Below are 25291 nucleotides of genomic sequence, written 5' to 3' on the forward strand. Positions count from 1 at the left end.
AAACGACCGCGCCCGCCTGAAGCGGGCGCAGCGGGCGGGAGGAGTTCGCGCTAGGAGAAGGGCGGCGTCGCATTCGGTCAGTGAAAAGTTCAGTCGGAGGCGCTGTCGGCCTTCAGGAATTGAGCAAAACCGGGGTCGGTATAGGCGGCGGGCGGCAGGTCGCCGGTGAGCAGTGCGGAATCGACTTCGGCGAGTTCGCTGGCGCGGTCGTCGTCCTGCATCACGCTGATGGTGATGAGGCCGGCCACGAGTGCAATGAGCGGCACCACCGAGCCGATGCGGGTCCACCAGCTGCCACCCAGTATTGCCGTGTGGCCCGACTGCACCACCACGGGCGCCGCCCGCAGTTGCGGGGGCAGCTTGCGCGCAGCCACGGCCTGCGCACGAGCCACGCGGAGCCGTTCGCCAATGTCGTGCGACAGTTCCTTGTTGCCGGCCGAAAGGCGTGCAGCAAGGCGCTGTCCGAACTCGTCTTCGGCGGCGAATGAGGAGGGTGAAACCTTAGTATTCATAGCGATATTCCCTTGGCCTTGAGCGCTTTGCTCAGAGCGTGAACGGCTCGCGAGCAATGGGTTTTGACGCTGCCTTCGGAACAGCCCATCGCTGCGGCCGTCTCCGCGACGTCCATTTCCTCCCAGTAACGCATCAGGAAAGCCTCGCGTTGACGGCCCGGCAATGCCGCGATCTGTTCCTCGATCTCGTGAAAGACCTGGGCGCGGCGGGTAGTGTCTTCGGCGCTCTCCGTTTCCCTAGAGTCGGTCGGCGAGACGAAGTTCTCCAGCAGGTCGAAATCGCCGTCGTCGTCGACCGAGTCGAAGTCGCTGAGGTTCGAGAACAGGGCGCGGCGGGTCTTCTGGCGCCGGAACCAGTCGAGCGTGCAGTTCGACAGGATGCGCTGGAACAGCATCGGCAGTTCGTCGGCCGGCTTGTCGCCGTAGTGCTGCGCCAGCTTCATCATGCTGTCCTGCACGATATCGAGCGCCGCTTCTTCATCCCGCACGTGATAGACCGAGCGCTTGAAAGCGCGTCGTTCGACGCTTTTCAGGAAGTCGGAGAGTTCTAGTTCAGTGGCCAAGCGAGAGGGGGGCGCAGGTCGCGCCGCGTGGGAAGAGGGGTCTAGCGATCGCGTATGTTTACCGCCGCGGATTATGCCTTTGTCGCTTTACACAAGTGCTGAAGCGAATCTGAACGCCCGGAAATGTCATAATCCGCGCTGCAAGTCAAAAGGCAAACGGGTCACGGTCCGGCGGAACATCAGTCCGCTCATGGCTTTGGCCTCAAGTCCTGGCGCGGCCTCACAAGGGTTGGCAAGGGGCACCCAAGGTATTTCGTTCCCGAAATAAACAAAGGTTGATCATGGAAATCTCCAAGGCGGAAATCCTCTCCGCTGCCGCCGCGTCCTCGAACGCCGGCAACGCCACGCAAGAACTCATGGGCGCTGAAGTGCTGGTCAAGGCACTGCAGGCCGAAGGCGTGCAATACGTCTGGGGTTACCCCGGTGGCGCCGTTCTCTACATCTACGACGCGTTCTACAAGCAGGACACCATCCAGCACGTTCTGGTGCGTCACGAGCAGGCAGCCGTGCACGCGGCTGACGGCTATGCGCGCGCGACCGGCGAAGTCGGCGTGGCGCTGGTCACTTCCGGCCCGGGGCTGACCAACGCGGTTACCGGCATTGCCACGGCGTACATGGACTCGATCCCGATGGTGATCATTTCGGGCCAGGTGCCGACGGCCGCCATCGGCCTCGACGCCTTCCAGGAATGCGACACGGTCGGCATCACCCGCCCCATCGTCAAGCACAACTTCCTCGTCAAGGATCCCAAGGATCTGGCCATGACGATGAAGAAGGCCTTCCACATCGCACGCAGCGGCCGTCCGGGTCCGGTGGTGGTGGACGTGCCGAAGGACGTTTCCTTCAAGAAGGTTCCCTACGCAGGCTATCCCGACAAGGTCGAGATGCGCTCGTACAACCCGGTGCGCAAGGGCCACGGCGGCCAGATCCGCAAGGCGCTGCAGTTGCTGCTGGCCGCCAAGCGCCCATACATCTACACCGGTGGCGGCGTGCTGCTGGGCAACGCCACCAACGAACTGCGCACGCTGGTCGACATGCTCGGCTACCCGGTCACGAACACGCTGATGGGCCTGGGCGCCTATCCGGCCAGCGACCGCAAGTTCCTCGGCATGCTGGGCATGCACGGCACCATCGAAGCTAACAATGCGATGCAGAACTGCGACGTGCTGCTGGCGGTGGGCGCGCGCTTCGACGACCGCGTCATCGGCAATCCCAAGCACTTCGCACAGAACGAACGCAAGATCATCCACATCGACATCGACCCGTCGAGCATCTCCAAGCGCGTGAAGGTCGACATCCCGATCGTCGGCGACGTGAAAGACGTGCTCACCGAGCTGATCTCGATGATCCGCGAGAGCACCGCCAAGCCCGACGCCGGTGCGCTGGCCGACTGGTGGAAGACCATCGAGGCCTGGCGCTCGCGCGACTGCCTCAAGTACGACCGTGGCAACAAGGACGTGATCAAGCCGCAGTACGTGGTCGAGACCCTCTGGAACATGACCAAGGACGCCGACGCGTACATCACGTCGGACGTGGGCCAGCACCAGATGTGGGCCGCCCAGTACTACCGCTTCGACGAGCCGCGCCGCTGGATCAACTCCGGCGGCCTGGGCACCATGGGCGTTGGCATTCCCTACGCCATGGGCATCAAGCTCGCCAAGCCCGATTCGGAAGTGTTCACCATCACCGGCGAAGGCTCGGTGCAGATGTGCATCCAGGAACTCTCCACCTGCCTGCAATACAACACGCCGATCAAGATCTGCTCGCTCAACAACCGCTACCTGGGCATGGTGCGCCAGTGGCAGGAGATCGAATACTCCGGCCGCTACAGCCACAGCTACATGGATGCACTGCCGAACTTCGTGAAGCTCGCCGAGGCCTATGGCCACGTCGGCATGCTGATCGAGCGTCCACAAGACGTGGAGCCCGCGCTGCGCGAGGCACGCAAGCTCAAGGACCGCACGGTGTTCATGGACTTCCGCACCGACCCCACCGAAAACGTGTTCCCGATGGTGAAGGCCGGCATGGGCATCACCGAAATGCTGCTGGGTTCCGAAGATCTCTGATCCGCGGAACATTCGCTCAACTCTTTACTGACGAATCTATTGCCCGCCGAGCCCGCGCATTACCGTGCGCGGGGGAGGGCGGCGAAAAGAGGAGTCATGCAAACATGAAACACATCATTGCAGTGCTGCTGGAAAACGAGCCGGGTGCTCTTTCCCGCGTGGTGGGTCTTTTCTCGGCCCGTGGCTACAACATCGAATCGCTGACAGTCGCGCCGACCGAGGACTCGAGCCTCTCGCGCATGACCATCGTCACGACCGGCTCCGACGACGTGATCGAGCAGATCACCAAGCACCTGAACCGCCTGATCGAAGTAGTGAAGGTCGTCGACCTGACCGAAGGCGCCTACACCGAGCGCGAGCTCATGATGGTGAAGGTGCGCGCGGTCGGCAAGGAGCGCGAGGAAATGATGCGCATGGCGGAAATTTTCCGTGGCCGCATCATCGACGTGACCGACAAGAGCTACACCATCGAACTCACCGGCGACCACGGCAAGAACGACGCTTTCCTCGAAGCGATCGAGCGTAGCGCTATCCTCGAAACTGTCCGCACCGGTGCCAGCGGCATCGGGCGCGGTGAGCGCATCCTGCGCGTGTAGGGGGTGCAGATCCCCTCAGTTTCATCGTTTCATCGACACACGAGGAGAACGTGATGCAAGACTTGCTGGGATTCGACAAGATGGTGACGCCCATCATCATCCGGATACTGTATTTCCTTGGATTGCTGGCCGTGCTCGCAATGACCGCCACGGCGCTGTTCCAGGGACGCATCCTGGTCGCCATCGGGGTCCTGGTTTTCGGCGCGATCATCGTTCGCGTCTACAGCGAATTGCTGATCCTGCTGTTCCGCATTCACGACAACCTCGTGTCCATCAATCAGCAAATGAAGGCCCGGAATACTTCCGGCCCACTGTGAGTGAACGCATCCCCGCTGTTGGGAGTGCTTGAGATTAAATAGGAAAGACGCATATGAAGGTTTATTACGACAAGGACGCGGACCTCAGCCTCATCAAGGGCAAGACGGTCGCCATCATCGGTTACGGCTCGCAAGGCCATGCGCACGCGCAGAACCTGAACGACAGCGGCGTCAAGGTCGTGGTCGGCCTGCGCAAGGGCGGCGCCTCGTGGCCCAAGGTCGAAAAGGCCGGCCTGAAGGTCGCTGAAGTCGCCGACGCCGTGAAGGCCGCCGACGTCGTCATGATCCTGCTGCCCGACGAGCAGATCGCGAACGTCTACAAGAACGACGTGGCCCCGAACATCAAGGAAGGCGCTTCGCTGGTCTTCGCGCACGGCTTCAACGTGCACTACGGCTTCGTGCAGCCGCGCGCCGACCTCGACGTGTGGATGGTCGCTCCCAAGGCCCCTGGCCACACCGTGCGCAGCACGTACACCCAAGGCGGCGGCGTGCCCCACCTCGTGGCCGTGCACCAGGACAAGACCGGCAAGGCGCGCGACCTCGCGCTGAGCTACGCCACCGCCAACGGCGGCGGCAAGGCCGGCATCATCGAGACCAACTTCCGCGAAGAAACCGAGACCGACCTGTTCGGCGAACAAGCGGTTCTGTGCGGCGGTACCGTCGAGCTGATCAAGGCCGGTTTCGAAACGCTGGTGGAAGCCGGCTACGCGCCCGAAATGGCGTACTTCGAATGCCTGCACGAACTCAAGCTGATCGTCGACCTGATCTATGAAGGCGGCATCGCCAACATGAACTACTCGATCTCGAACAACGCCGAATACGGCGAGTACGTTACCGGCCCGCGCGTCGTGACCGAAGAGACCAAGAAGGTCATGAAGCAAGTGCTGAAGGACATCCAGACCGGCGAATACGCCAAGAGCTTCGTGCTGGAAAACGCTGCCGGCGCTCCCACGCTGATCAGCCGTCGTCGCCTGAACGCAGAGCACCAGATCGAAGTCGTCGGCGAAAAGCTGCGCGCGATGATGCCCTGGATCAAGAAGAACAAGCTGGTCGACCAGACCCGCAACTGATCTTCCAGTTGAAGGGCGCTTCGGCGCCTTTTCCCGAGGGCCACCCGTCGCGGTGGCCCTTTTGTTTGAAGGGGGTCGAAGATGTCCCCTGAACTACACTGCGAGCCATGCGATTCACAGATCAAGATGCTATCGATTGGATAGCTGTACGTGGCGTGCCCATGAGGGACGGAGGCAATTTCAATGCATGACGATACGGTTCCCGACGACGTGCAACCGCGCAAACGCCGCAAGGGCATCTACATACTGCCGAACCTGTTCACGCTGGCGGCGTTGTTCGGCGGTTTCTATTCGGTCGTCATGGCCATGAACGCGCGCTTCGATCTTGCGGCGCTCGGCGTGTTCGCCGCGATGGTGCTCGACAGCCTCGACGGTCGCGTGGCCCGCATGACCAACACGCAGAGCGCATTCGGCGAGCAGATGGATTCGCTGTCCGACATGGTGTCGTTCGGCGCCGCGCCCGCTCTCATCGCTTATGAATGGTCGCTCAAGGGGTTGGGGCGCTGGGGCTGGATTGCCGCCTTCGTGTATTGCGCCTGCGCGGCGCTGCGGCTGGCGCGCTTCAACGTGAACACCGGCGTGGTCGACAAGCGCTGGTTTCAGGGGCTGCCGTCGCCGGCGGCGGCGGCACTGGTGGCCGGCTTCATCTGGCTGGTGAACGAATGGGGCAAGCGCGGCGGCGACGTGCTGTACCTTTCATGGACGCAGATCACCTGGGTCACTTTCGCGTTCACGCTGTATGCGGGTCTGACAATGGTCACGAACGCGCCGTTCTACAGCTTCAAGGACATCCAGATGAAGAAGAGCGTGCCCTTCGTGGTGATCGTGCTCATCGCGCTGGGCATTGCGGTCATCAACATCAATCCGCCGACAGTGCTCTTCGGCCTGTTCGTCGCCTATGGCCTGAGCGGCTACGTCGTGTATGCCTGGCGCAAGGCCAAGGGCCAGCCGGCAAGCGTGATCAGCACCTCTACCGAAGAGCCCGACGAGCGCGGACTGCATAACTGAGGCTCGGGCAGGCCTTCACAGGCCCGCGAAGGCTGTGCTACATTCGTAACCCTCATGACCAAGATTTCGCTGCTGGCTCTACTAGCCCTCCCTCACGGGCGGAGACGGTAGCGCACGCGCAAATCCCTCACCACGGCCCGTTCGCACCAGCAACGGGCCGTTTGTTTTTTTGGGGTTGCTGGTCGATTACCAACCATCACAGAGAAATCGACATGCTCAAGCAACCTCAAAGCAAATATCGCGCATTCGCCCCGATCGGCCTCAAGGACCGTACCTGGCCCGATGCCGTGCTGACCAAGGCGCCCATCTGGCTGTCGACCGACCTTCGTGATGGCAACCAGGCGCTGGTCGAGCCCATGGACATCGCGCGCAAGATGCGCATGTTCGAAACCCTCGTGGCCATCGGCTTCAAGGAAATCGAAGTCGGTTTCCCCTCGGCATCGCAGATCGAATTCGACTTCGTGCGCAAGCTCATCGAGGAAGACCGCATTCCCGAAGACGTGACAATCCAGGTGCTGACGCAGGCACGCGACCACCTCATTGCACGTACCTTCGAGTCGCTGCAAGGCGCGCCGCGCGCCATCGTTCACCTCTACAACGCCGTGGCCCCGGTGATGCGCCGCGTGGTGCTCGGCATGAACGAAGACCAGATCGTCGAGCTCGCGACCACACACGCGCGCATGTTCAACGAGTTCGCGGCGAAGCAGCCGAACACCCAGTGGACCTTCCAGTATTCGCCCGAAATGTTCTCGGGCACCGACGTGGCGTTTTCCAAGCGCGTGGTCGATGCGGTAACGGAAGTATGGGCACCTACGCCGCAGCGCAAGTGCATCGTCAACCTGCCGACCACGGTCGAGCATTCCACGCCGAACATCTTCGCGGACATGATCGAGTGGATGCACCGCAACCTCGCGCGCCGCGATTCGATCGTGCTGTGCGTGCATCCGCACAACGACCGCGGCACCGGTACCGCGGCCGGTGAGCTGGCCCTGATGGCCGGCGCCGAGCGGATCGAAGGCTGTCTCTTCGGCAACGGCGAGCGCACCGGCAACCTCGACCTCGTGAACGTCGCGCTCAACCTCTACACCCAAGGCGTTTCTCCGGAACTCGATTTCTCGAACATCGACGAGATCCGCGCCACGGTGGAGCACTGCAACCAGATCCCCGTGCATCCGCGCCACCCTTACGTCGGCGACCTGGTCTACACCTCGTTCTCCGGCTCGCATCAGGACGCGATCAAGAAGGCCTTCGCGGCGCGCAAGGAAGGCGACATCTGGGACATGCCTTACCTCCCCATCGATCCGAAGGACGTGGGCCGCAGCTACGAAGCCGTGATCCGCGTGAACAGCCAGTCCGGCAAGGGCGGCATGGCCTATCTGCTCGAGAGCGAATACGGCATCGAAATGCCGCGCCGCCTGCAGATGGAGTTCATGCAGGTCGTGCAGCGCGTGATGGACGTGGCCGGCAAGGAGCTCACCGCGGCCGACCTCTGGGACCTGTTCGTGCGCGAATACGGTATCGAGACGGCGCAATCGCTGCAGCATCGTGTGATCGAGGAAGAAGGCGAGGGCGCCAGCGCTTCCGTGGTCCTGCGCGGCGATCTGCCGTGGGACGGCGAAGTGCATGCCGTCGAGGGCCGCGGCAACGGCCCGATCGACGCCTTCACGCAGGCACTGAGCAAGGCCACCGGCCACACGGTGCGCGTGATGGACTACCACCAGCATGCGATTGGCGCCGGCGCCGATGCGAAGTCGGTGGCCTACCTGGAACTGCGCGTGGATGAAAGCCAGACGCTGTTCGGCGTGGGCATCGACGCGAACGTGATCTCCGCATCGCTGAAAGCGATTGTTTCGGGTGTCCAGCGTTCGCGGGCCCGGGGCGCGCACAGCGCACAATCGGTGGTTGAAATCGCCTGACGTCGCGCGCGGATCCGCGCAGTGCTCGGCAGGTGGTCGCGAACCAAGGAGAACCACGATGACCGAGCAACTCATAATTTTCGACACCACCTTGCGCGACGGCGAGCAATCGCCGGGCGCCTCGATGACGCGCGACGAGAAGATGCGCATCGCCAAGCTGCTGGAGCGGCTGAAGGTCGACGTCATCGAGGCCGGCTTTCCCGCCAGTTCGAACGGCGATTTCGAGGCCGTGAAGGCGATTGCCAACACGATCAAGGACTCGACGGTGTGCGGCCTGTCGCGCGCCAACGACCGCGACATCGCACGCGCCGCCGAGGCCCTGAAGGGCGCAGCCCGCGGGCGCATCCATACCTTCATCGCGACCTCGCCGCTTCACATGGAAAAGAAGCTGCGCATGTCGCCCGACGAGGTGCACGAGCAGGCCAGGCTGGCGGTGCGCTTCGCACGCAACCAGATCGGCGACGTCGAATTCAGCCCTGAAGACGGCTACCGCAGCGACCCGGACTTCCTGTGCCGCGTGCTCGAGACCGTCATCAACGAAGGCGCGACCACCATCAACGTGCCCGACACCGTCGGCTACGCCATTCCCGAGCTCTACGGCAACTTCATCAAGATGCTGCGCGAGCGCGTGCCCAACAGCGACAAGGCCATCTGGTCGGTGCATTGCCACAACGACCTCGGCATGGCCGTGGCCAACTCGCTGGCCGGTGTGAAGATCGGCGGTGCGCGCCAGGTGGAGTGCACGATCAACGGGCTGGGCGAGCGCGCCGGCAACTGCTCGCTCGAGGAAGTGGTCATGGCGGTCAAGACCCGCAAGGACTATTTCGGCCTCGACCTGCGCATCGATACCCAGCACATCGTGGCCGCGAGCCGCATGGTGAGCCAGACCACCGGCTTCGTGGTACAGCCCAACAAGGCGGTGGTGGGCGCCAATGCCTTCGCGCATGCTTCGGGCATTCACCAGGACGGCGTGCTCAAGGCCCGCGACACCTACGAAATCATGCGTGCCGAGGACGTCGGCTGGACGGCCAACAAGATCGTGCTGGGCAAGCTCAGCGGCCGCAATGCCTTCAAGCAGCGACTGCAGGAACTGGGCGTGGCCATGGAGAGCGAAGGCGAGATCAACGCCGCCTTCCTGCGCTTCAAGGAACTGGCCGATCGCAAATCCGAAATTTTCGACGAAGACATCCTCGCGCTCGTCAGCGCGGAGGAGGTCTCGAACGTTGGTGAGCGGTTTGCTTTCGTTTCTCTCTCCCAGCACAGCGAAACCGGCGAACGCCCCCAGGCCAAGGTCGTTTTCACCGTTCAGGGCAAGGAAGTGACCGGCGAATCCGACGGGAATGGCCCGGTCGATGCTTCTTTGAAGGCGATCGAGTCCCACGTCAAGAGTGGCGCCGAGATGGTTCTTTACTCTGTAAACGCCATCAGCGGCTCGACGGAAAGCCAGGGAGAAGTTACAGTCCGGTTACAAAACGCAGGGCGGGTGGTCAACGGTGTGGGCGCAGACCCGGACATCGTGGTCGCTTCGGCAAAGGCTTATTTGAGTGCGCTCAACAAGTTACAGAGCCAAGCTGAGAGAGTTGCGGCACAAGGTTAGGTTTTCAGGCGATCCTTGGTATTCGATTGAAGAAGAGGATGCAAGTAACTGATATTGCGTGTCTTTTTTGATTTCGATACACTGCGGTCCTCGTTTGTCGCCGCTGGAGATTTATTAATGCCTGAAGCCCGTCTCCGCCGAGTTTCCAGCCAGCGGTTTCTACCCGCATTCAAATTCATCGCCGTCGCGTTTTGCGCCACGGCGTTTTTGCTGCCTGGCGCCCAGGCCGCGAAAAAAGAAAAGCCCGTTGCCGCCAGGACAGCCGCCGCCAAGAAGGGCGTGGTGCCGGTCGAGGTCAAGCGCACCGCGTCGTCCAAGACGGCTCGCGGCGCCGCCGTCGCCAGTCGCGGCGGCCGGGCCGAGAAGAACGAAAAAGTAGAAAAGGTCGTTCGTGGTGGCCGCAATGTGGTTGCTACCCTTCACAAGAAGAACGGCAAGACCGTGGTGGCCGTCCAGCGCCGCTCGGTGGTTCGTGTCGAACAGCCTGCGCGCCAGTCCTTCGGTCAGATGGCAGGCCTGCACGGCACCGAAGATTCGCTCGACCTGAAGTCGAGCGTCGCGCTCGTGATCGACCAGGACACCCACGAAGTGCTGTTCAGCAAGAATGACCATGCCGTGCTGCCGATCGCATCGCTCACCAAGCTGATGACCGGCCTGCTCATCAGCGAGGCGCACCTGCCGAATGAAGAGCTCATCACCATCACCCAGGACGATGTCGACACCGAAAAGCGCAGCAGCTCGCGCCTGACTGTCGGCACGACGCTGTCGCGCGGCGAACTGCTGCACCTGGCGCTGATGTCGAGCGAAAACCGTGCGGCGCACGCGCTGGGCCGTACCTATCCGGGCGGTCTGTCGACCTTCGTGAGCATCATGAACGCCAAGGCCAAGATGCTCGGCATGAAGGACACGCGCTACGTGGAGCCCACGGGCCTGTCGAGCCGCAACCAGTCCAGCGCGCAAGACCTGGCGCTGCTCGTCAATGCAGCCTATTCCGATGCCACGGTGCGTTCGCTCTCGACTTCGCCCGAATACCAGGTGGAGGTGGGCAACCGCGTGCTGCAGTTCAACACCACCAACCGCCTCGTGAAGAGCCCCGATTGGGAAATCGGCGTGCAGAAGACCGGCTACATCTCCGAGGCCGGCCAGTGCCTCGTGATGCAGGCCAAGGTGGCCGGGCGCAAGCTGATCATGGTGTTCCTGGATTCGGCCGGCAAGTTCAGCCGTATCGCCGACGCAGAGCGCGTTCGCCGCTGGGTCGAGGCCACGCACTCGATCTCCGGCACGCCGGCCGCGTCTTCGCGCAACGTGGGCTATCAGGTCGCTGGCTGATATCTCGCCAGCCGCTCCAATGAAAACAGGCCCCAAAAGGGGCCTGTTTGCTTTGGGGCCTTGGCCCTGCCGGGTCAGGCGCCGACCGAGGGGCCGCCGTTTGCCGGAGTTGCCGCGACCCCGTCCTTGAACCCCAGTGCCCCCGAGATCTCGTTGGCCGTGGCCTGCAGCTTGGGCAGCCAGCCTTCGTCCAGCCGATCGGCCGGGGCCGAGATTGACAGGCCCGCCACCAGCTTGCCCTGGTCGTCGTAGATACCGGCAGCCATGCAGCGCACGCCCAGTTCCAGTTCTTCGTTGTCGCGGGCGATGCCGTACTGGCGTGCCTTCGACAGCTCGCGCTCGAGCGCGGGCAACTGGGTGATGCTGTTGCGCGTATGGCCGGCCAGCCCGGTACGGGTGGCGTAGCTGCGCACCCGCTGCGGATCGTCGGCCGCCAGGAACAACTTGCCGGTGGAGGTGAGGTGCAGGGCGGCGCGGCCGCCGATGGCGCGCACCACCTGCATGCCCGAGCGTTCGCTGTACGAGCGCTCGATGTACACGATCTCGTCGCCCTGGCGCATGCTCAGGTTGACCGGCTGCTGCGTGAGCTTGTGCAGCTCGCGCATAGGCCCCAGCGCTGCGTCGCGCACGTTGAGCCGGCCCTTGACCAGGTTGCCCAGTTCCAGCAGGCGCATGCCGAGCCGGTAGCTGCCGGCCTCGGGCCGGTCGACGAAGCGGCCGACGGCCAGGTCGTTGAGGATGCGGTGCGTGGTCGACGGGTGAAGACCGGTCTTTTCGCTGATCTCCTTCAGCGAGATCGCCTCTTCGCGGGATGCCAGGACATCGATCAGCGCGAACATGCGCTCGATCACCTGGATCACGGGAACGGCGGGAATGTCTGATTGGTTTTTTCTCATGGCGCTATGCGGTGATGACCGGGCGCCATTTTACCTTGTGAAATCGTCGGGCGCTTGCCAGCGACCGTCCACCAGCACTTCGTGCGGGGAAAAGCGCGCCTTGTAGTTCATTTTCGGGCTGTGCTCGATCCAGTAGCCCAGGTACACGTGCGGCAGGCCCAGCTTGCGGGCCTGCTCGATCTGCCAGAGCACGCTGTAGGTGCCGTAGCCGGCGCTGGTGTCGGGCTCGTAGAAGGTGTAGACGGCCGAGATGCCGTCATTCAGCACGTCGAGGATCGACACCATCTTGAGAGAGCCGGCGCTGCCGTCGGGCAGCGTTTCGCGAAATTCCACCAGCCGCGAGTTGACCCTGCTCTGCAGCAGGAACTGGGTGTACTGGTCGATGCTGTCGTGGTCCATGCCGCCGCCGGCATGGCGGCCGTTCTGGTAGCGAAGGTAGAGCTGGTAGTGCTCCGGCACGAAACAGAGCTTCAGCACGCGCGCCTGCAGGTCGGCATGCTGTTTCACCGCGCGCCGCTGGCTGCGCGTGGGATGGAAGCTGTTAGCCAGCACCCGCAGCGGAATGCACGCGCGGCAGCCGTCGCAGTAGGGGCGGTAGGTGAACATGCCGCTGCGCCGGAAGCCGCTGAGCACCAGGTCGGAGTAGGCGTCGTTGTGGATCAGGTGGCTGGGCGTGGCCACCTGCGAGCGGGCCTGGCGATCCGGCAGGTAACTGCAGGGATAGGGCGCCGTCGCGTAGAACTGCAGGGTGTGAAGCGGAAGGTCCTTGAGGTGCGTCACGTCGTCACATCGGGAGAATGAGGTCGCGCGGAAAGGAGTTCGGTCCAGTATACGGGCTCGAAACGCCACTGTGGCCCCTCTTCCTGCCGGGCCTGGGCCACGTGCGCGACAAAGCGGCTGCGCGGCATTTCGCGGGCGCCGAGGCTCGCGAGGTGGGCCGTGTTCTGCTGGCAGTCGATCATGCGCACGCCGGAACGCCTGCAAAGCGACACCAGCGCCGCCAGCGCGATCTTCGATGCGTCGGGCCGGCGGGTGAACATCGACTCGCCGAACACCGCGCGGCCCAGCGCCACGCAATAGAGGCCGCCCGCCAGCTTGCCGTCGATCCAGGTCTCGACACTGTGGGTGTGGCCGGCGCGGTGCAAGTCCGTATAGGCCCTCACCATGTCCGGAACGATCCACGTGCCCGACTGGCCCACCCGTGGCGAGCGCGAGCAGGCCTCGATGACGGCGCTGAAGTCATGGTCGATGCGCACCTCGCAGCCGGGCGTTTCCGCAAAGCGCGCCAGGGTCTTGCGCAGCGATCGGTGCAGCTTGAAGTCAGCTACCTGGAGCACCATGCGCGGGTCGGGGCTCCACCAGAGGATCGGCTGGTCTTCGCTGAACCACGGGAAGACGCAACTGCCGTAAGCCTGCATCAGAGTATCGACATCAAGCGCCCCGCCGGCCGCGAGCAGGCCGGGCACCGGGTCGCCGACGCCCCATGCCGATGCAGGATCGGGCAGCGCGTCTCCGGGTTCGAGCCAAGGCAGTTGTTGCATGTTCACAGGTATACACGGCTTATCGAAAACCAAATCCAGTTGAGGGAAAATTGCGTACGTCCCAGGTCTGCCCATCAGGCAGAGGCCCGGGACGCAGCGACCACTGGCACGACACACCCACAAGACCCGTCGAAGACCATATAGTGCACAGCTTGCATCCGCCACGGTACACCCTGGTACCAGCGGATCCGGCTGGCAACTGTTTTGCGCCGGGATCAGCACAAGAGGACCACGTTGACCACTGAATCCAATCCCACACGCTTCGGCAGCGGCCAGGCGGTGCGCAGACTCGAAGACGAAAGCCTGCTGGCCGGGGCCGGACGCTATACCGACGACGTCACGTTGCCGGGCCAGGCGCACCTTGTCTTCCTGAGGTCTTCCTATCCCCACGCACGCATACTTTCCGTGGACACCAGCACAGCAGCTGCGATGCCCGGCGTGCTGCGCGTGATCACCGGGGCCGACATGGCGCAGGCCGGCGTCAAGCCGATGCCTGGCGCCGCGGGCTTCAAGCGCGCGGACGGCAGCGACAGCGCCAGCCCGCCGCGCTACGCAATGGCGCATGAACGTACGCGCTTCGTCGGCGAAGCCGTGGCGCTGGTGGTGGCCGAAACCTTGCAGCAGGCGCGCGACGCCTGCGAAGCCATCATGGTCGACTACGAAGACCTGCCGATGGTGGTCGACCTCGCCAGTGCCACCGCCGAAGACGCGCCGCAGCTGTGCGAAGAGGCCTCCGGCAACATCGCCGCCGAAATGCGCCACGGCAGCAGCGAGGCCGCCACCGCCGCCTTTGCCAAGGCCAGCCATGTGGTGGCGCTCGACGTGAACAACCAGCGCGTGGTCGCGTTGACCATCGAGCCGCGTTCCGTGCTCGCCGCGCAAGACGCCGACACGGGCCGCCTCACCATCCGCATGAGCACGCAGATGCCTTCCGGCGTTCGCGATTCGCTGTGCGCGGCCATCGGCCTGCCCAAGGAAAAGGTGCGCGTGGTCGTGGGTGATGTCGGCGGCGGCTTCGGCATGAAGACCGGCGCCTACCCTGAAGACATCGCGGTCGCGTATGCCGCGCTTCAGGTCCGTCGTCCGGTGAAATGGGTGGCGGACCGCAGCGAAGAGTTCCTGTCGAGCGCGCACGGCCGCGACATCGAGGCCCGCGCCGAAATGGCGCTGGACGCCGACGGCAAGATCCTGGCGCTGCGCATCAAGACACTTGCCAACGTGGGCGCCTATGCCACCGGCACGGGCGTTGCCATCCAGCTGCTCATCGGCCCCTGGGTGCAGACCAGCGTCTACGACATCCAGACCATCGACTTCCATTTCAAGGCGGTGCTCACCAACACGGCGCCCACCGGGGCCTACCGCGGTGCGGGCCGTCCCGAGGCCATCTTCACCATCGAGCGGCTGATGGACGAGGCCGCGCGCCAGACCGGCATCGACCGCATCGCGCTGCGCCGGCGCAACTTCATCCGCCCCGAGCAGATGCCGTACAAGAACCCGATGGCGCAGACCTACGACACCGGCAACTTCGAGTCGGTGATGGACCAGGCGCTGGTGCTGGCCGACTGGCAGGGCTTCGAGGGCCGCGCCGCCGTCTCCGCCAGCCAGGGCAAGCATCGCGGCCTGGGCATTGCCACTTTCCTCGAATGGACGGGCGGCAATGTGTTCGAGGAGCGCGTCACCGTTTCCGTGCAGGCCGAGGGCGTGATCGAAGTCTTCTCCGCCGTCAACGCGATGGGGCAGGGCATCGCCACCTCGCTCGCGCAACTGGCCGTGGACGCATTTGGCGTGCCCATCGACAAGGTGCGCGTGGTGCTCGGCGACACCGATCGCGGCGACGGCTTCGGCAGCGCCGGTTCGCGCTCGCTGTTCACTGGCGGCTCTGCCGTGCGCATCGGCGCGGAACGCACCATCGACAAGGCGCGTGAACTCGCGGCGCAGGAGTTCGAGGCTGCCGTCGACGACATCATCTACACGCGCGGTGTCTTCATGGTGGCCGGCACCGACCTGGAGCTCGACCTGTTCACGCTCGCCAGCAAGCAGCCCGAGCGCGAGATCTTCGTCGACTCCACCAGCACCGTGGCCGGCCCGACCTGGCCCAACGGCTGCCACATCTGCGAGATCGAGATCGATCCGCCCACGGGCGAGATCAGCGTGGTGGCCTACAGCTCCGTCAACGACGTGGGCCGCGTCATCAACCCGATGATCGTGCGCGGCCAGCTCGAAGGCGGAGCGGTGCAGGGCATCGGGCAGGCGCTCTACGAGCAGGTGGTGTACGACCACGACACCGGCCAGCCCGTCACCGGCAGCCTGATGGACTACGCCGCGCCGCGTGCAGACATCGTCGACACCATGTTCAACATGGAAATGGACGAATCCACACCCTGCAAGAACAACCCGCTGGGCGTGAAGGGCGTGGGGGAGCTGGGCACCATCGGCGCCACGCCGGCCATCGTGAATGCGGTGGCCGACGCCTTCGCACGCAACGGCCTCGCCACCCGTGCGCCGCGGCTGCACATGCCGCTGAGCCCTGCACGTGTCTGGCAGGCGATGCAAACGGTCGATTAAGCAATCGTTTCCGTGGGACAGAAAGGCGCCTGCCATGCTCGTCACCACGGAAGTGCAGACCGACGCTATTGGCATCGCCAGCTACAGCTGCGACGCAGGGCCTGACGCGCAGCCCTTTGCCGAACTGCACGAGGGTTACTCGGTCTCGTACGTGCGCAAGGGCAGCTTCGGCTACCGCACGCGCGGCCGGGCCTACGAACTGGTGACCGGCTCGGTGCTGGTCGGTCGCCCCGGCGACGAATACGTCTGCACGCACGACAACCATGTGTGCGGCGACGAGTGCCTCGCGTTCCACCTGTCGCCCGGCTTCGTCGACCTGATCGGCGGAGATTCGAATGCCTGGCGCGCCGGCGGCCTGCCTCCGCTGGCCGAGCTCATGGTGATCGGCGAACTGGCCCAGGCCGCGGCCGAGGGGCAGGGCGATGCGGGCCTGGACGAATTGGGCATGTGGTTCGCAAGCCGTTTCGTCGAGGTCGTGTCCGGGCGCCGGAAGTCCGCGCCGCCGTCCACGGCTGCGGCGCGAGACCGCCGTCGCGCGGTCGATGCCGCGGTGTGGATCGACGCCAACTCCCGGCACGACATCGGCCTCGACGGTGCGGCGGCCGAGGCCGGATTGAGCTCCTTCCACTTCCTGCGGCTGTTCTCCCAGGTGCTGGGCGTCACGCCGCACCAGTACCTCGTGCGCTCGCGGCTGCGCCGTGCCGCGCGCCTGCTGGCCGAAGATGATGGCCGGCCCGTGACCGAGGTCGCGCTCGACGTGGGCTTTGCAGATCTCAGCAATTTCGTGCGCACCTTCCACCGCGCGGCCGGCGTGTCGCCCAGCGGCTTTCGCAAGGCGGCACGCGGCGATCGCAAGATTTTCCAAGACCGCATCGCAGCGCTTCTCGATGATGAGCGCCTGATCCAGCCATCGGGCCGGATCGCGTCACTTTGAAGCGAGGCAAGGCATGGCCACCATCTGCAAGGAATTCATCGTCGAGGCGGACGCCGCCCGTGTGTGGGACGCGCTGCGCGACTTCAACGCGGTGCACGTGCGGCTTGCACCGGGCTTTCTCGGCGGCTGCACTATTGACGCTGACGGCGCCCGCGTGCTGACGTTCGCCAACGGTCTCGTGGCGCGCGAGGTGCTGGTGGGCATCGACGACACGCGCCGCCGTCTCGCCTATACCGTCGCCGGCGGCAAGGCCAGCCATCATCACGCATCGGCGCAGGTGTTCGCGGAAGGTTCGGGGCGCTCTCGCTTCGTGTGGATCACCGATGTGCTGCCCGATGCCATGGCTGCCTACATCGAGCCGATGATGGTGCAGGGCGCCGCCGCGATGAAGGCGGCGCTCGAAGGGCGCACCGACTAGAAGTCTTCCAGCGGCAGGCCGACGTAGTTCTCCGCCAGCGAGGTGGAAGCCGCGTGCGAGTGCACCAGGTAGTCGAGTTCCGCTTCCTGGATCTTCTGGCCGAAGGCGCCCGTTTCGGGAAAGCGGTGCATCAGCGAGGTGAACCACCACGAGAAGCGCTCGGCCTTCCACACGCGGCGCAGGCACAGGTCCGAGTAGCGGTCGAGCGCGGAGGCCGACTTCTCGCTGTAGAAGATTTCCAGCGCGCGCGACAGGTAGCCCACGTCGGCCGTCGCGAGGTTCAGGCCCTTGGCGCCGGTCGGCGGCACGATGTGCGCCGCGTCGCCCGCCAGGAACAGCGAGCCGAAGCGCATCGGCTCGGCAACGAAGCTGCGCAGCGGCGCAATGCTCTTCTCGATGGACGGGCCGGTCACCAGCCGTTCGCGCGCCTCGGGGTCCAGGCGTGCGCCCAGTTCGTTCCAGAAGGCCTCGTCGCTCCAGTTTTCCACGCGCTCCTCGGTGGGCACCTGCACGTAGTAGCGGCTGCGCGTGGCGCTGCGCATGCTGCACAGCGCGAAGCCGCGCTCGGTGTTCGCATAGATGAGCTCGTGCGACACCGGCGGCACGTCGGCCAGCACGCCGAGCCAGCCGAAGGGATAGATCTTTTCGTAGGTCTGGATCGCATCGGGCGGCACGCTCGCGCGGCTCACGCCGTGGTAGCCGTCGCAGCCGGCGATGAAGTCGCACTCGATCTCGTGCGTCTGGCCGTCCTTCTCGTAGCGCACGAGCGGCTTGTTCGAGTCGAAGTCATGCAGGCTGACGTTGGCCGCGCTGTAGATGGTCTTCAGGCCTTCGGCTTCGCGTGCTTCCATGAGGTCGCGCGTGACCTCGGTCTGGCCGTACACCGTGACCTGCTTGCCGCCCGTGAAGCCGTGCATGTCGATGCGATGGCGCGCGCCCTTGAAGAGCAGCTCGATGCCTTCGTGCGGCAGGCCTTCGGCCTTGGCGCGAGCGTCGACGCCGGCGCGCGCCAGCAGATCCATCGTGACCTGTTCGAGCACGCCGGCGCGGATGCGCCCGAGCACGTAGTCGCCGCTCTGGCGTTCGACGATGACGTTGTCGATGCCTGCCTTGTGCAGAAGCTGACCGAGCAGAAGGCCGGCGGGGCCGGCGCCGATGATCGCGACCTGGGTGCGCATGTTCGTGTCTCCGAGATGGTTTCGTGGAGCGTAGGGCGCGGTCGCCCGTCTGTGGCGCCGGCGCGAGATGCTCTGTGCGATCATGCGAACGCGTGCGCGATGATCGCGCAACACTTCGACCAAACGACGACCCCGACGACGAATGACCATTGCCAGAGCCGACTTCATCGAGGGCATCGCCAAGGGAATGGCGGTGCTCGAGAGCTTCGACACCGAGCGCCAGCGGCTCAACGCCACGCTGGCCGCGGAGCGCGCCGGCCTCACCCGCGCCGCGGCCCGCCGCCACCTGCTGACGCTGGCGCACCTGGGCTACCTGGAAACCGACGGCAGCTATTTCTGGATGGCGCCGAAGGTGCTGCGCTTCTCGGGCAGCTACCTCGCGTCATCGCGGCTGCCGCGCGCCCTGCAGCCCACGCTGAACCGGCTGGCGGCACAGACGGGCGAGTCTTTCTCGGCGGTGGTGCTCGACGGCGAGGAGGTGGTCATCGTTGCGCGCAGTGGCAGCTACGGCACGCCGACGCGCGTGCTGGCCTACGGCCTGCACCTGGGCGCACGGCTGCCGGCCCATGCCACATCGACCGGCCGCGTGCTGCTGGCCGCGATGGCGCCCACCGTGTTCACGCAATGGCTCAAGGGCCGCCACCTGGCGCGGCTAACACCCCACACCGTGACCCAGGCGCGCGGCCTGCGCCAGCTGGTTGCCCGTGCCCGCAAGGACGACTATTGTTTTGCCAGCGAGGAACACGAACTGGGCGTGCAGGCGCTGGCGGTACCGCTGCGCGACATGCAGGGCCACACGGTGGCGGCGCTGAACATGGTGCTGTCGGGCACGCGCTACCAGGAAGAAGCACTGCAGCGCGAAATGCTGCCGCTATTGTTCGAGGCAGCGCGGGAAGTACGTTCGTTGCTGTGACGCTCCCCCCGATCTGAACTTTAGCGAAGGCCCGCGCCTCGAATCCCCGAAACGGACACACAACCATGCGACTCCTCCTCCTCGAAGACGACGTGATGATCGGCGAAGCCGTGCTCGACCTGTTGCGTGCCGAGCAGTACGCGGTGGACTGGGTGAAAGACGGCGAGGCCGCGGAGTCGGCGCTGCGTACCCAGCAGTACGACCTGGTGATGCTCGACCTGGGCGTGCCGCGCCGCGACGGGCTAGAGGTGCTGCGCAACCTGCGCGCGCGCAAGCAGCGCATGCCTGTGCTGATTGCCACCGCGCGCGACTCGGTGCAGCAGCGCATCGAAGGCCTCGACGCCGGCGCCGACGACTACGTGCTCAAGCCCTACGACCTCGAAGAGCTGCTGGCCCGCATCCGCGCCTTGCTGCGCCGCGCGGCGGGCCGCGCCGAGCCGGTGTACGAACACATGGGCGTGAGCATCAACCCGGCCACGCGCGAGGTCTCGGTGGCCGGCCAGCCGGTTGTGCTGTCGGCCCGCGAATGGGCCGTGCTGGAGCCGCTGCTCGCACGGCCCGGCATGGTGCTGTCGCGTGCCCAGCTCGAGGAAAAACTCTACAGCTGGAAAGACGAGATCAGCAGCAATGCCGTGGAGGTGTACGTGCACGGCCTGCGCAAGAAGCTGGGTGCCGAGTTGATCCGCAACGTGCGCGGCGTAGGCTACATGGTGCCGAAGGTATGAGGCGCAGGCTGACCGGTTCCCTGCGCGCGCGGCTGCTGTGGTTCCTGCTCGCGGCCATCGTACTGGCGGCGAGTGCGCAGGCGCTGGTGGCCTACCGCACGGTGCTTGCCGAAGCCGACGACATCTTCGACTACCACATGCAGCAGATGGCGATGTCGCTGCGCGCCGGCCTGCCGCCGAGCGCCACGGTCGGCGGCATCGGAACTGGCGAGCAGAACTTCGACTTCGTGGTGCAGGTGTGGACCGCCGACGGCGTGCGCATCTTCGAATCCGCCGAAGAGGCGGCACTGCCGCAACTCGCCGTGCTTGGCTTTGCCGACGTGCATGCGCGCGGCACCACGTACCGTGTGTTCTCGATGCAGACGCGCGGGTTGGTGATCCAGGTGGCGCAGGACATGGCGGCGCGGCGGCACATGGCCGGCTCGCTCGCGTTGCGGACCATCGCGCCGGTGGCATTGATGGCGCCGCTGCTGATGCTGGTTGTGTGGTGGGTGGTGAGCCGCTCGCTCGCGCCGGTGGCGCGCGTGCGCAAGCAGGTGGCCTCGCGCCAGGCCGACGACCTGTCGCCGGTGAGCGAGGAAGGCCTGCCGGAAGAAGTGCGCCCGCTCGTGCAGGAGCTGAACCTGCTGTTCGACCGGGTGCGCCACGCCTTCGATGCGCAGAAGCACTTCGTCGCCGATGCCGCGCATGAACTGCGTTCGCCGCTGGCCGCCTTGAAGCTGCAAGTGCAGGGGCTGCAGCGCGCGCCCGACGATGCTTCCCGCGACCTGGCCGTGAGCCGGCTGGTGGCGGGCATCGACCGCGCCACGCGCCTCGTCGAGCAGATGCTCGCTCTGGCGCGCCACGAGGCCAGCATGGCCGCAGGCGCCACGCCGGAGCCGGTCGATCTTTCCGAGGTGGCGCGGCTCGCGGTGTCCGACGCGGTGGCCGCCGCGCAGGCGCGCGGCATCGACATCGGCATCACGCACGCCGACGCCGCGGTCGTCAGCGGCCAGTCGGAGGCGCTGCGCATGCTGCTGCGCAACCTGCTGGAGAACGCCGTCAAGTACACGCCCGTCGAGGGCCGCGTCGACATTGCCATCGCCAGGCGCGACGACGCCGTCGAACTCAGCGTCGACGACAGCGGCCCCGGGCTGCCCGAGACGGAGCGGGAACGCGTGCTCGACCGCTTCTACCGCTCGGGTGAGACACAGGCGCCCGGCAGCGGCCTGGGCCTGGCCATCGTCAAGTCGATCGCCGAGCTGCACGGCGCGACGGTGGCGCTCGACGCCTCGCCCAGCCTGGGCGGCCTGCGGGTGCTGGTGCGCTTTCCGGCTCACGCCTGAGCCCTTCCTTGCGGGGAGCGTCGTTTAAGCGGTGCTTAAGTCAGGGCGGCGACATTCCTTTCATCGTGTTGCGTGCATACGCCTTGAAAGGAACCGACAAATGAACTCCCGTCTGACTTCGCCCCGCGCCCTGGTGATTGCCTTGGCGACCGCGGGTGTGATCGGTGCCGTCGGTGCCGGTGCCTACACCAGCGCTCGCGCCGTGGGCGCACCGGCCACCACCAACGCAGTCGCCACGGCGCCCGCGGCCATGGTCACGCTGCCCGATTTCTCGACCATCACCTCGCGCGACGGCCCGGCCGTGGTCAACATCAGCGTGACGGGCACCATGAAGGCGTCTGATGACGAGGCCGCGGCCGAGATCCAGGGCATCGACCCCGATGACCCGATGTTCCAGTTCTTCCGCCGCTTCCAGGGCCAGATGAACCCGCGCGGCCAGCAGCAGCAACGCGACGTGCCGATGCGTGCGCAGGGCTCGGGCTTCATCGTCGACCCGAGCGGCATCATCATCACGAACGCGCACGTCGTGAAGGACGCGAAGGAAGTCACCGTCAAGCTGACCGACCGCCGCGAGTACCGCGCCAAGGTGCTGGGCTCCGACGCCAAGACCGACATCGCGGTGCTGAAGATCGACGCCAAGAACCTGCCGGTGCTCGCACTGGGCAACACCAAGGACCTGAAGGTCGGCGAATGGGTGCTGGCCATCGGCTCGCCCTTCGGCTTCGAGAACACGGTGACGGCCGGCGTGGTGAGCGCGAAGGGGCGCACGCTGCCCGACGACAGCTACGTGCCGTTCATCCAGACCGACGTGGCGGTGAACCCCGGCAATTCGGGCGGCCCGCTGCTCAACACGCGCGGCGAAGTGGTCGGCATCAACTCGCAGATCTACAGCCGCAGCGGCGGCTACCAGGGCCTGTCGTTCGCGATTCCGATCGACGTGGCGATCCAGGTGAAGGACCAGATCGTCGCGACCGGCAAGGCCACGCACGGCCGGCTCGGCGTGGCGGTGCAGGAAGTGAACCAGGCCTTTGCCGATTCGTTCAAGCTCGACAAGCCCGAAGGCGCGCTGGTCTCGAACATCGAGAAGGGCGGCCCTGGCGACAAGGCCGGCCTGAAGGCGGGCGACGTGATCCGCAAGGTCGACGGCCAGCCGATCGTTTCGTCGGGCGACCTGCCCGCGGTGATCGGCCAGCAGGCCCCGGGCAAGAATGTCACGCTCGAAGTGTGGCGCCAGGGCGAACGCCAGGAACTGCAGGCCAAGCTCGGCGACGCGAGCGACAAGCCGGCGAAGGTCGCCAAGGCCGATGCCGACGTGGGGCAGGGCAAGCTGGGGCTGGCGCTGCGTCCGCTGCAGCCGCAGGAAAAGCGCGAGGCCTCGGTCGACAACGGCCTGCTGATCGAAGACGCCGCCGGCCCCTCGGCCCTGGCGGGCGTGCAGGCTGGTGACGTGCTGCTGGCCATCAACGGCACGCCGGCGCAGAGTGTGGAGCAGGTGCGCGAGGTGGTGGCCAAGGCCACCAACAAGTCGGTGGCGCTGCTGATCCAGCGCGGCGAAGACAAGATCTTCGTGCCCGTTCGCATCGGCTGAACGGCCTCGAAGGCGACGGCTGGATGACGCCGCCCGGAAAGCCGCCGCGAGAAGTGGGCGATGGGCGCGCGACGGGCGGTGGCCTGTCGGCGCACATCCTGCCCACGTCGGCCACGATGATCGGCGTGTGCATGACGGTGATGTCGATCGGGCACCTCGGGCCGCGCGACGACATGCGGCTGCTCATCGACCGCCTGCTGGCCGTGGACGCGCTGGTCTTCCTGGCCAGCGCGTTGCTGTCTTTCATCTCGATGCGTTCGCGCGGCTCCGGCGCCCGGCTGGAGAGCTGGGGCGAGGCCGTGTTCATTGCCGGCCTTGCGCTGCTGGCGCTCGGCGCGGTCACGCTGGCGTTCGCGCTTCGCTGAGGCAGCTCAGGCCAGCGTGCAGGGCCAGTCCATCAGCACGCGGGTTCCCCCGGTGCGCTCGTCCGCGGTTTCTATCTGCAGCTTGGCGCCTATCGACTGGGCGCGCGCCCGCATGTTCGAGATGCCGTGCCCCGGCGGCCGGCCGCTGTCCGGCGTCTTGGGCAGGCCCCGGCCGTTGTCGGTGAGCATGATGCGCACCAGTGGCGGTGTCTCTCCGCCGTGCCAGCTCGCATGCATCACGATGCGCGTGGCCGACGCATGCTTCAGCACATTGGTGAAGGCTTCGAGCAGGATGCGCTGCAACTGCAGCGCGGCCTGCGCGGCGAAGGGGGCCATGGGCGGAATCACGGCCACGTCCCATGCCAGTTCGATGCCGGCCGCATCCAGCCGCGGCTGCAGCCGGTAGCGCAGCGTGGCCAGCACGGTGGGCAGGTCGTCGTGGGTGGGTTGCAGGGAGTCGACGGCCATGCGCATCTCGTCGAGCGCGAGCTTCACATGCTCCTCGACCACTTTGCGATCAGGCGCGGGCTGCGTCACCACGTTGAGCAGGCCGACCAGCTGCGAGCCCACGCCGTCGTGGATCTCCCGCATGATGCGCTGGCGCTCCAGCAGCACGGCCTGCTCCTGCTGCTGCTGGCGCAGCGTGTCGAAGGCGCCGCGCAACTGCGCCTCGCGTTCGTCGATGCGGGCCGCGAGATTGGCGTTGAGCGCCCTGTAGTCGGCCACGGTGCGGCTGTAGCGCTCGACCACCAGGCCGGCCAGGATCATCACGAAGAAGAACATCGCGTGCGCGGTCAGCGTGTAGTCGGCGCCGCCGAACAGCCCCATGCGCACCAGCAGCAGGTCGTGCGCGCCGGCCAGAATGGCGAGTGAGCCCGCCGCCATCAAGACCTTCGCGATGCGGCGGCGCTCCACCAGCGCGCCGTACACCACATAGGGCAGGCAGACGATGCTCGTCAGCTGCAGGATGACGAGGCCGCCGGTCCAAAGCTTCGGCAGCGCGAAGGCGAAAGAGGCGCAGGCCAGCGTGACCGTGGTTGCCAGCGCGGTGTAGATCGCACGCACCAGCCACGGCGGATTGCGCTCCAGCACCAGCAGCACGAAGCGGGCGATGAGTCCGATGTGGCACGCATAGCAGACCGCGACCACTGCGCCCCACAGCGGCCAGGGCACCGGCACTTCGGGCCAGACACGGTCGAGGTTGCGCGCCACGCCCGAGAGCGCGGCCAGCGCGAAGCAGCCGTAGAGCGCGTCGCGCTGGCGCAGCCACAGCCCGCCGGCCATGCCGCCCATCAGCAGCAGGCTGACCGCATAGACGATGGCCGAGGTGTTGCGCCAGTTCTGCTGTGCGCGGTAGATGGGCGCGAGCGCCGCCTCGGTGCCGTATTGCACGGTGGCCAGCCCCGCCCCGCGCTGTCGCTGGATGGTGGTACGCACGACCAGCACCTGCGGCTGGCCTTCGCGGTGCAGCGCCGCCGCGACATGCACCAGGTGGTTGCCCTTGGAGGCCTCGTAGCCGGGGTCGCCCAGCGTGCCGTAGCTGGCCACCAGCGCATCGTTGAAAGACACGGCCACCTGGTTGCCCACGCCTGTCATCAGCAGCGCCGAAGGGGCGCCCGCCGGCACGGCGGCGGCGGGAAGCTCCATGCGGTAACTGGCCTTGCCGCCGCGCCCGGGAAACTCGTGGTCCCAGCGAAAGGGCAGCGGCACGCGGCGTATCTGCGGCGGCAGGCCTTCGGGCTCGAGAGTCGCTTCGACGAAGCCGACCTCCATCGGATCGGCGGTTGCCGCGTGGGCGTGGAGCGCCGCCGCGAGCAGCGGCAGGCACAGCACCGCCAGCAGCCAGCGGTGCATCCTCCGGGCGATCAC

24 protein-coding genes are annotated in these 25291 nt (G+C 65.8%); 16 read left to right on the forward strand and 8 right to left on the reverse strand.

What is annotated here, in order from left to right; genetic code table 11:
* Nucleotides 1-89 precede the first annotated feature (89 nt).
* Nucleotides 90-512: a DUF3619 family protein gene (locus ACQY8B_RS09465; protein ID WP_422086463.1), complete on the reverse strand. Its 423-nt coding sequence runs from the start codon at nt 510-512 to the stop codon at nt 90-92.
* Entirely contained in the window at nt 509-1075 is a 567-nt protein-coding gene (locus ACQY8B_RS09470; protein ID WP_422086464.1) for an RNA polymerase sigma factor, read from the reverse strand. Before ACQY8B_RS09470 ends, ACQY8B_RS09465 begins: the two co-directional genes overlap by 4 nt.
* A 281-nt stretch (nt 1076-1356) precedes the next feature.
* Between ACQY8B_RS09470 and ACQY8B_RS09475 the strand changes: the two genes are divergently transcribed.
* The 7 genes from ACQY8B_RS09475 (at nt 1357) to ACQY8B_RS09505 (ending at nt 9645) form a co-directional block, all read left to right on the forward strand.
* Nucleotides 1357-3141, forward strand: a complete 1785-nt coding sequence (locus ACQY8B_RS09475; RefSeq protein ID WP_422086465.1) for an acetolactate synthase 3 catalytic subunit — start codon at nt 1357-1359, stop codon at nt 3139-3141.
* 104 nt (nt 3142-3245) lie between these two features.
* Nucleotides 3246-3737, forward strand: a complete 492-nt coding sequence (gene ilvN / locus ACQY8B_RS09480; protein ID WP_081266310.1) for an acetolactate synthase small subunit — start codon at nt 3246-3248, stop codon at nt 3735-3737.
* Between the two features lie 53 nt (nt 3738-3790).
* Entirely contained in the window at nt 3791-4054 is a 264-nt protein-coding gene (locus ACQY8B_RS09485) for a DUF4282 domain-containing protein (RefSeq protein WP_081266311.1), read from the forward strand.
* Between the two features lie 53 nt (nt 4055-4107).
* Nucleotides 4108-5124 (forward strand): ketol-acid reductoisomerase, encoded by a 1017-nt coding sequence (ilvC, locus tag ACQY8B_RS09490; RefSeq protein ID WP_081266312.1) that lies wholly within the window; start codon nt 4108-4110, stop codon nt 5122-5124.
* 183 nt (nt 5125-5307) lie between these two features.
* Nucleotides 5308-6132 (forward strand): CDP-diacylglycerol--serine O-phosphatidyltransferase, encoded by an 825-nt coding sequence (gene pssA, locus ACQY8B_RS09495; protein WP_081266313.1) that lies wholly within the window; start codon nt 5308-5310, stop codon nt 6130-6132.
* Nucleotides 6133-6344: 212 nt separating this feature from the next.
* The gene (gene leuA / locus ACQY8B_RS09500) at nt 6345-8048 is read left to right on the forward strand and encodes a 2-isopropylmalate synthase (protein WP_422086466.1); all 1704 of its coding nucleotides are present in this window, start codon (nt 6345-6347) and stop codon (nt 8046-8048) included.
* Between the two features lie 58 nt (nt 8049-8106).
* Nucleotides 8107-9645, forward strand: a complete 1539-nt coding sequence (locus tag ACQY8B_RS09505) for a 2-isopropylmalate synthase (RefSeq protein ID WP_422086467.1) — start codon at nt 8107-8109, stop codon at nt 9643-9645.
* Here ACQY8B_RS09505 and ACQY8B_RS09510 read toward each other — a convergent pair.
* Complete coding sequence (locus ACQY8B_RS09510; protein ID WP_428745011.1) at nt 9642-9944, reverse strand: hypothetical protein; 303 nt, start codon at nt 9942-9944, stop codon at nt 9642-9644. The two genes, ACQY8B_RS09505 and ACQY8B_RS09510, sit on opposite strands and share 4 nt — an antisense overlap.
* On the opposite strand from ACQY8B_RS09510, the gene ACQY8B_RS09515 reads away from it, so the two are divergent.
* Nucleotides 9928-10974, forward strand: a complete 1047-nt coding sequence (locus ACQY8B_RS09515) for a serine hydrolase (protein ID WP_422086468.1) — start codon at nt 9928-9930, stop codon at nt 10972-10974. The two genes, ACQY8B_RS09510 and ACQY8B_RS09515, sit on opposite strands and share 17 nt — an antisense overlap.
* Before the next feature lie 74 nt (nt 10975-11048).
* Here ACQY8B_RS09515 and ACQY8B_RS09520 read toward each other — a convergent pair whose 3' ends face one another.
* From ACQY8B_RS09520 to aat, 3 genes are read right to left on the reverse strand one after another with little or no spacing between them, the layout of a single operon-like run.
* On the reverse strand, nt 11049-11870 hold the full coding sequence (locus ACQY8B_RS09520) for an IclR family transcriptional regulator (RefSeq protein WP_422086469.1): 822 nt from the start codon (nt 11868-11870) through the stop codon (nt 11049-11051).
* 30 nt (nt 11871-11900) lie between these two features.
* Nucleotides 11901-12650 (reverse strand): arginyltransferase, encoded by a 750-nt coding sequence (locus ACQY8B_RS09525; protein WP_422086470.1) that lies wholly within the window; start codon nt 12648-12650, stop codon nt 11901-11903.
* The gene (aat, locus tag ACQY8B_RS09530; protein WP_422086471.1) at nt 12647-13411 is read right to left on the reverse strand and encodes a leucyl/phenylalanyl-tRNA--protein transferase; all 765 of its coding nucleotides are present in this window, start codon (nt 13409-13411) and stop codon (nt 12647-12649) included. Before aat ends, ACQY8B_RS09525 begins: the two co-directional genes overlap by 4 nt.
* 234 nt (nt 13412-13645) lie before the next feature.
* On the opposite strand from aat, the gene ACQY8B_RS09535 reads away from it, so the two are divergent.
* From ACQY8B_RS09535 to ACQY8B_RS09545, 3 genes are read left to right on the forward strand one after another with little or no spacing between them, the layout of a single operon-like run.
* Nucleotides 13646-15976: a xanthine dehydrogenase family protein molybdopterin-binding subunit gene (locus ACQY8B_RS09535; protein ID WP_422086472.1), complete on the forward strand. Its 2331-nt coding sequence runs from the start codon at nt 13646-13648 to the stop codon at nt 15974-15976.
* Between the two features lie 34 nt (nt 15977-16010).
* Nucleotides 16011-16910 carry a helix-turn-helix domain-containing protein gene (locus ACQY8B_RS09540; protein WP_422086473.1) on the forward strand — a complete coding sequence of 300 codons (900 nt, stop codon included), beginning with the start codon at nt 16011-16013 and terminating at the stop codon, nt 16908-16910.
* A gap of 13 nt (nt 16911-16923) precedes the next feature.
* Nucleotides 16924-17328, forward strand: a complete 405-nt coding sequence (locus tag ACQY8B_RS09545; RefSeq protein ID WP_422086474.1) for an SRPBCC family protein — start codon at nt 16924-16926, stop codon at nt 17326-17328.
* Here the strand turns inward: ACQY8B_RS09545 and pobA are convergent.
* The gene (pobA, locus tag ACQY8B_RS09550; RefSeq protein WP_422086475.1) at nt 17325-18506 is read right to left on the reverse strand and encodes a 4-hydroxybenzoate 3-monooxygenase; all 1182 of its coding nucleotides are present in this window, start codon (nt 18504-18506) and stop codon (nt 17325-17327) included. The two genes, ACQY8B_RS09545 and pobA, sit on opposite strands and share 4 nt — an antisense overlap.
* Before the next feature lie 142 nt (nt 18507-18648).
* Between pobA and ACQY8B_RS09555 the strand changes: the two genes are divergently transcribed.
* The 5 genes from ACQY8B_RS09555 (at nt 18649) to ACQY8B_RS09575 (ending at nt 23422) form a co-directional block, all read left to right on the forward strand.
* Nucleotides 18649-19419, forward strand: a complete 771-nt coding sequence (locus ACQY8B_RS09555; protein WP_422086476.1) for an IclR family transcriptional regulator domain-containing protein — start codon at nt 18649-18651, stop codon at nt 19417-19419.
* A 65-nt stretch (nt 19420-19484) separates the two neighbouring features.
* A complete protein-coding gene (locus ACQY8B_RS09560; protein WP_237674498.1) occupies nt 19485-20144 on the forward strand; it encodes a response regulator in 660 nt (219 codons plus the stop codon).
* Nucleotides 20141-21469, forward strand: coding sequence for an ATP-binding protein (locus tag ACQY8B_RS09565; protein ID WP_422086477.1), 1329 nt, complete (start codon nt 20141-20143; stop codon nt 21467-21469). The genes ACQY8B_RS09560 and ACQY8B_RS09565 overlap by 4 nt, the downstream gene beginning before the upstream one ends.
* A 100-nt stretch (nt 21470-21569) precedes the next feature.
* Nucleotides 21570-23057 carry a DegQ family serine endoprotease gene (locus ACQY8B_RS09570; protein ID WP_422086478.1) on the forward strand — a complete coding sequence of 496 codons (1488 nt, stop codon included), beginning with the start codon at nt 21570-21572 and terminating at the stop codon, nt 23055-23057.
* A gap of 23 nt (nt 23058-23080) precedes the next feature.
* Nucleotides 23081-23422 (forward strand): hypothetical protein, encoded by a 342-nt coding sequence (locus tag ACQY8B_RS09575; protein ID WP_422086479.1) that lies wholly within the window; start codon nt 23081-23083, stop codon nt 23420-23422.
* A 6-nt stretch (nt 23423-23428) separates the two neighbouring features.
* On the opposite strand, the gene ACQY8B_RS09580 is transcribed toward ACQY8B_RS09575, so the two are convergent.
* Nucleotides 23429-25291, reverse strand: a complete 1863-nt coding sequence (locus tag ACQY8B_RS09580) for an ATP-binding protein (protein ID WP_428745012.1) — start codon at nt 25289-25291, stop codon at nt 23429-23431.

The organism is Variovorax sp. (assembly GCF_965279555.1).
In the GTDB taxonomy this organism is placed as follows: Bacteria; Pseudomonadota; Gammaproteobacteria; order Burkholderiales; family Burkholderiaceae_C; genus Variovorax.

What these genes read in the sequence shown, in the direction of transcription:
- aat (WP_422086471.1), bottom strand. Translation starts at nt 13,411, where the DNA reads ATGCAACAACTGCCTTGGCTCGAACCCGGAGACGCGCTGCCCGATCCT.
- pobA (WP_422086475.1), bottom strand. Translation starts at nt 18,506, where the DNA reads ATGCGCACCCAGGTCGCGATCATCGGCGCCGGCCCCGCCGGCCTTCTG.
- leuA (WP_422086466.1), top strand. Translation starts at nt 6,345, where the DNA reads ATGCTCAAGCAACCTCAAAGCAAATATCGCGCATTCGCCCCGATCGGC.
- ACQY8B_RS09545 (WP_422086474.1), top strand. Translation starts at nt 16,924, where the DNA reads ATGGCCACCATCTGCAAGGAATTCATCGTCGAGGCGGACGCCGCCCGT.
- ACQY8B_RS09505 (WP_422086467.1), top strand. Translation starts at nt 8,107, where the DNA reads ATGACCGAGCAACTCATAATTTTCGACACCACCTTGCGCGACGGCGAG.
- ACQY8B_RS09465 (WP_422086463.1), bottom strand. Translation starts at nt 512, where the DNA reads ATGAATACTAAGGTTTCACCCTCCTCATTCGCCGCCGAAGACGAGTTC.
- ACQY8B_RS09565 (WP_422086477.1), top strand. Translation starts at nt 20,141, where the DNA reads ATGAGGCGCAGGCTGACCGGTTCCCTGCGCGCGCGGCTGCTGTGGTTC.
- ACQY8B_RS09485 (WP_081266311.1), top strand. Translation starts at nt 3,791, where the DNA reads ATGCAAGACTTGCTGGGATTCGACAAGATGGTGACGCCCATCATCATC.
- ilvN (WP_081266310.1), top strand. Translation starts at nt 3,246, where the DNA reads ATGAAACACATCATTGCAGTGCTGCTGGAAAACGAGCCGGGTGCTCTT.
- ACQY8B_RS09575 (WP_422086479.1), top strand. Translation starts at nt 23,081, where the DNA reads ATGACGCCGCCCGGAAAGCCGCCGCGAGAAGTGGGCGATGGGCGCGCG.
- ACQY8B_RS09570 (WP_422086478.1), top strand. Translation starts at nt 21,570, where the DNA reads ATGAACTCCCGTCTGACTTCGCCCCGCGCCCTGGTGATTGCCTTGGCG.
- ACQY8B_RS09555 (WP_422086476.1), top strand. Translation starts at nt 18,649, where the DNA reads ATGACCATTGCCAGAGCCGACTTCATCGAGGGCATCGCCAAGGGAATG.
- ilvC (WP_081266312.1), top strand. Translation starts at nt 4,108, where the DNA reads ATGAAGGTTTATTACGACAAGGACGCGGACCTCAGCCTCATCAAGGGC.
- ACQY8B_RS09475 (WP_422086465.1), top strand. Translation starts at nt 1,357, where the DNA reads ATGGAAATCTCCAAGGCGGAAATCCTCTCCGCTGCCGCCGCGTCCTCG.
- ACQY8B_RS09520 (WP_422086469.1), bottom strand. Translation starts at nt 11,870, where the DNA reads ATGAGAAAAAACCAATCAGACATTCCCGCCGTTCCCGTGATCCAGGTG.
- ACQY8B_RS09540 (WP_422086473.1), top strand. Translation starts at nt 16,011, where the DNA reads ATGCTCGTCACCACGGAAGTGCAGACCGACGCTATTGGCATCGCCAGC.
- ACQY8B_RS09560 (WP_237674498.1), top strand. Translation starts at nt 19,485, where the DNA reads ATGCGACTCCTCCTCCTCGAAGACGACGTGATGATCGGCGAAGCCGTG.
- pssA (WP_081266313.1), top strand. Translation starts at nt 5,308, where the DNA reads ATGCATGACGATACGGTTCCCGACGACGTGCAACCGCGCAAACGCCGC.